The organism is Streptococcus sp. GMD1S (assembly GCF_000296875.1).
GTDB lineage: Bacteria > Bacillota > Bacilli > Lactobacillales > Streptococcaceae > Streptococcus.
In genome coordinates this window covers 1-3,656 of record NZ_AJQY01000077.1, presented here as the reverse complement: position 1 = coordinate 3,656, position 3,656 = coordinate 1, and the positions used below count along the sequence as shown (strand labels likewise).

General features: G+C 39.2%; 4 protein-coding genes. All 4 read right to left on the bottom strand.

Annotated elements, in window-relative coordinates; genetic code table 11:
* Positions 1-131: 131 nt before the first annotated feature.
* Complete coding sequence (locus tag GMD1S_RS06915; protein ID WP_000794837.1) at positions 132-986, bottom strand: aminoglycoside 6-adenylyltransferase; 855 nt, start codon at positions 984-986, stop codon at positions 132-134.
* Positions 976-1,488 (bottom strand): hypothetical protein, encoded by a 513-nt coding sequence (locus tag GMD1S_RS06910; protein WP_000982617.1) that lies wholly within the window; start codon positions 1,486-1,488, stop codon positions 976-978. The genes GMD1S_RS06915 and GMD1S_RS06910 overlap by 11 nt, the downstream gene beginning before the upstream one ends.
* Positions 1,489-1,889: 401 nt before the next feature.
* Positions 1,890-2,366, bottom strand: a complete 477-nt coding sequence (locus GMD1S_RS11770) for a hypothetical protein (protein ID WP_000378451.1) — start codon at positions 2,364-2,366, stop codon at positions 1,890-1,892.
* Between the two features lie 12 nt (positions 2,367-2,378).
* Positions 2,379-3,656, bottom strand: a 1,278-nt coding sequence (locus GMD1S_RS06900) for a toprim domain-containing protein (protein WP_000507606.1), incomplete at its 5' end; no start/stop codon positions are given.

Sequence of the window (3,656 nt, the reverse complement as noted above, 5' to 3'; positions counted from 1 at the left end):
TTTCAAAGAATGTAGAGTGGTTTTTATAGAATAAGGGATAATTTACAGAAATTAGTCCCGTGTTCAGTTACTATATATAACTAAACTATCTTTTCTGTAGTTTAATCTTTTAAATTATATACTTCATTTAGTTAGTGATTTGAAAGTCTCTCCTCAGCATACTCAATCATCTTCTCAGCTACTTCCATATCATAGTCAAATCCCTCTTTTTGAGCAAGGAAATGAGCCTCTTGATGGAAAAGTTCCATGGTAGCAAATAAAGACTGAGTGAGTTTTTCTAAACTTGAGAAATCAAGTAGGTTCGAGAATTGTTTCTCTTTCTCAGCAGGTAGATAGTTAAAGAGATATTTATAGTTCTTACCAATATCAATCGTCCCCTTATCAGCTGCAACTTGCCAAGCCACGACCTTCAAGAGTTCTTGCTGACAAATCCCATAGAGATGGTCAGTAGCATAGATGACTTGCTTGCGACAGATTCCTTTGACCACGTAAGCTGACACCCACCAAAATTCATTGCAGGCTTTTTGAAAATCAATCGCACTAGCTGGGTTTGTCCAGTAACGTTGAGGATTTGGAGAATAGGGCACAAACAAGCCTTTCTCATCTTTCAAAACTGTATAATCAGCTTCACTATCCACCCACTCTTGAATATATTCCGTAGGACAGAGGGTCAAATCAATCCGATTTCCATCTTCAAAGAGCATGAGATAAAGTCGACGGTTACCTAGAACATTATGCTGCTCAATGATACGTGTTCCAAACTGGTCCAACCAAGCAAGATTACTCGTTAGATTATCTAAGTCGTCCACGACATAAACAACATCATAATCTTGAAACTCATCTTTTGGTGCTTTTGTATCAGTTCGTGAACCGGACATGGCGACAGCCTCGACTTTTAGACTTTTTGCGGTTTGTAAAATTAATCTCAGCATTTGCGCTTCACTTCTATGTTGTCTGCACATATCTTTTATAGAATTATTTTTCATTGCCGTCTTGCTCCTCTTGTTTTTGGATGCCTCGTATTCTTTTCTTCTCAAGCTCTCCTACGATCAATTGGATAGTTGAACAAATCCCCAAAACGATTAAAATAAAATATAACAAATTCATATCGTTTCTATGATATATTTGAAAGCTTCTCCATAATACAAAAGTATTTACTAATGAAAGAAGGAAAAGTAAAATAGCATTGAATCGAAGTGTTATAGCAAACTTACTCTTAAAAAACCTATAATGTTTTCCAATCCGATAGAGAGTATATAGTGAAAAAACAATCATCAAAGGTGTGAAGGCAAGTGCATAAAATAAGATAAACCCTATTCCTGAGTATGGTTTACTTTCCATTGGTAGATCTAATAGACAGATACCAATAGTGAGGATGTTCAATATAAACAAAGATACTGTACGAGCACACTCTTTTCTACCTTTATTGTTCATTAAATCATATATAATTCCAAAAATGGCCAAGAGAACAAGGAAAAAAGGCATCATTAATAACGTAATCAATCCAGCACCTCCAATAGTTTTAGCGATTGTTTACATGCAAAAGATGATCGTCGCCTTTACTTGAACTTTACAACTCCCCTGTATGGTAAAGTTTATACCCTTCGTAATAATATGAAGCATCCACCCCCTGAAAAAAACGGGCTTGAGTGAGGTCATCCGTCAGATTATTGAAGAGGAGATACTTGAGTTCTTATCAGCGTCAACTTTTAAAGTTTTAACTGTTCCTAAAATCAGTCCAAGCATTTAGGGTTCTGTTCTCATATTTCTCTCCTTCATCACTTAGAGCTGTTTGAAATTGTTTTTCATTATATATCGTAAACCATTTGCCATCTCTTACATAATCTAAGCAATTAATCACTATTCCCTACCAAAAAGTATTCTGTGTCTTACTGATTTCGTTTGGTGTAATGGAGATAGAGAGGAGGAAGATAGGAAACTAGAATCATCAAAATCATTACCAAGAATGTCAACAGATGGATCTGAACTAAATTTACCACATACCATCCCAGAATACCTACAGATAGGGGGCCTAAAACATAGGATAGGAAAATCAAAAAAGCCTTCCACCGTTTCTCCGGATAGACGTAACACAATCGAATAAGTGTGTAGACTAAGGCTCCTGCTATCAAAGGAAAACCAATAAACAGCATAATAGCAGTCGCTACTAAAGCACTGGATTCTGAGGAATCCATATTAAATAAAAGCATCAAGATCATAAATAAAGTAAATACAATCGGTGCATATAATCCTTGGAAACTTTTTTTTCGACTATTGATGTAGAATGCAAGAATAGCCGAGGGTAAAGAAACTAAGAAAATCAAACCCAAATAACTTCCAAAAATCGAATGTCCGGAACTATCCATTATTCATACTCCTTAAAACACTGTCGCTTCCTCCAGCGTAAACTTAACATTATCTTCAATCCATTTACGGCGTGGTTCAACCTTGTCTCCCATGAGGACATTGACGCGACGTTCAGCGCGTGCTAGGTCTTCGATGGTGACACGGATAAGAGTGCGGGTTTCTGGATTCATGGTTGTTTCCCAGAGCTGATCTGCGTTCATTTCACCAAGTCCCTTGTAGCGTTGGAGGGTTGCGCCTTTACCAAACTGTTTGCGGAGTTCTTCTAGTTCTCCGTCTGTCCAAGCATAAGCTACTTCTTCTTTCTTGCCTTTGCCTTTGGACATCTTGTAAAGAGGCGGAAGGGCAATATAGACATGGCCTGCCTCAACTAGCGGACGCATGTAACGATAGAAAAATGTCAAGAGCAAGGTCTGGATATGGGCACCATCGGTGTCCGCATCGGTCATGATAATGATCTTGTCATAGTTGGCATCTTCAATGGAGAAGTCTGCACCCACACCCGCACCAATGGTATAAATCATGGTATTAATTTCTTCATTTTTGAGGATATCCGCCATCTTAGCCTTGGCTGTATTAATCACCTTACCACGAAGAGGTAAGATAGCCTGGAACTTGCGGTCACGACCTTGTTTGGCAGAACCACCGGCAGAGTCACCCTCGACTAGATAGAGTTCATTCTTAGCTGGATTTTTAGACTGGGCTGGCGTTAATTTACCAGAAAGCAAGCCCTTGTCTTTCTTATTCTTCTTGCCATTTCGGCTCTCATCACGCGCCTTACGTGCTGCTTCACGAGCATCACGGGCCTTGATAGCCTTGCGAATGAGATTAGAAGCTAGTTCTCCATTTTCCATGAGGAAGAAGGTCAACTTATCAGCCACAATTCCATCTACAACAGGACGAGCCAGAGGACTCCCTAGTTTATCCTTGGTCTGACCTTCAAACTGGAGGTGTTCTTCAGGAACTAGGATAGAAAGAACGGCTGCAAGTCCCTCACGATAATCTGAACCCTCAAGGTTTTTATCTTTTTCCTTGAGAAGTCCCGTTTTACGAGCGTAGTCATTCATAACCTTGGTAATGGCAGACTTAAGTCCTGTCTCATGCGTTCCACCATCTTTCGTGCGAACGTTATTGACAAAGGATAGAATATTATCTGAAAAACCATCATTGTACTGGAGGGCAACTTCCACTTGGAAACTATTGTCTTCGCCTTCAAAGTATAGGACTGGCGTCAAGGTTTCCTTGTCTTCATTGAGGTAAGAAACAAAGTCTTGTACCCCGTTCTCATAATG

Excerpts from the sequence above, each read along its gene's own strand:
- GMD1S_RS06915 (WP_000794837.1), bottom strand. The coding sequence starts at position 986 with ATGAAAAATAATTCTATAAAAGATATGTGCAGACAACATAGAAGTGAA.
- GMD1S_RS06910 (WP_000982617.1), bottom strand. The coding sequence starts at position 1,488 with ATGATGCCTTTTTTCCTTGTTCTCTTGGCCATTTTTGGAATTATATAT.
- GMD1S_RS11770 (WP_000378451.1), bottom strand. The coding sequence starts at position 2,366 with ATGGATAGTTCCGGACATTCGATTTTTGGAAGTTATTTGGGTTTGATT.